Origin of the sequence: Mesorhizobium sp. M0437 (assembly GCF_040321335.1) — a bacterium.
In the GTDB taxonomy this organism is placed as follows: Bacteria; Pseudomonadota; Alphaproteobacteria; order Rhizobiales; family Rhizobiaceae; genus Mesorhizobium.
This window is the reverse complement of record NZ_JAMYRK010000262.1, coordinates 1-585: the sequence shown is the minus strand read 5'-3', so window position 1 is coordinate 585 and position 585 is coordinate 1. Positions and strand designations below refer to the sequence as shown.

The window sequence follows — 585 nt, the reverse complement described above, 5'->3', positions numbered from 1 at the left end:
ACGACTGACCAGCAGGCCACGGGCAACACGAAGATGAAGACCGAGGAGCAAGCCCAGGGCAAGGCTGGAACCACCACCACCGAGCAGGCTCAGGGCAGCTCCAAGATGCAGACCGAACAGCAGGCTCAGGGTAAGGCTGGGACCACGACCACAAACCAGGCTCAGAGCAATACTTCTACCCAGCAGGACCAGAGTTCGACCGCTTCCATCAGCAATGTGACCGTTGAGCAGAAGACAGAGATCACTCAGGTCATCAAGGAGACGAACGTCCAACCCGTTTCCAACGTCGATTTCGACATCTCCGTCGGTGTCGAGGTCCCGCGAAAGAAGGTCCGGCTGCATCGTCTGCCGGCGCGCATCGTCAAGATCGTTCCGGCTTACGAAGGCTATGAGTATTTCGTGCTCGCCGACGGCCGGATCGTCATCGTCGACCCGAATACCTACAAGATCGTGATTATCCTGACCTAGTCGTGGCCAGACGGTCTACCGTGGGTTGATTCACCAAAAAAGCCCGCCGCGCAGCTCGGGCGGCGGGCTTTTCCGTACCCAGCTCCAGCGTCTGCAAATCGCAAATCAAGGTCCGTC

1 protein-coding gene is annotated in these 585 nt (G+C 58.5%); it reads left to right on the top strand.

The window, feature by feature from the left end; all coding sequences use genetic code 11:
• Nucleotides 1–468: DUF1236 domain-containing protein (locus NKI72_RS35365; RefSeq protein WP_352852312.1), on the top strand; the 468-nt coding region annotated here is incomplete at its 5' end.
• Between the last annotated feature and the right edge of the window lie 117 nt (nt 469–585).